Origin of the sequence: Limosilactobacillus difficilis (genome assembly GCF_947387495.1) — a bacterium.
GTDB lineage: Bacteria > Bacillota > Bacilli > Lactobacillales > Lactobacillaceae > Limosilactobacillus > Limosilactobacillus difficilis.
The window spans coordinates 1-313 of record NZ_CANDNU010000123.1; the positions used below are offsets into that span (position 1 = coordinate 1).

Annotated in this window: 1 protein-coding gene; it reads right to left on the minus strand. The window is 38.0% G+C overall.

Annotated features, from left to right (window positions below):
• On the minus strand, positions 1-236 hold a 236-nt coding region (locus tag QOR82_RS09235; protein ID WP_283584434.1), incomplete at its 3' end, for a helix-turn-helix domain-containing protein.
• Between the last annotated feature and the right edge of the window lie 77 nt (positions 237-313).

The window sequence follows — 313 nt, forward strand, 5'->3', positions numbered from 1 at the left end:
GAATATTCGTAAATCTTACCATTAGATTTTTGACGACGAAGTTGGCGGACCGTACCACGGTTGAGCTCGTTATTAATTGTTTGATGATTAACTCCTAATTGGCGACCAATTGCGCGATTGGAAAGTCCTTGCGACTTTAAAGTCGCAATCATCACACGTTCTTCTTTAGTAAGATGAGCATTCTTTTTATGAGTAGTCAATAAACTAGTAGACATGGTATCATTTAAGTGCGTCATTTGACGGACATCCTTTCATATAGGTTTGGTTCACTTAATATGATACCTGATGTCACGCCGAATGGCGTTTTTTATTT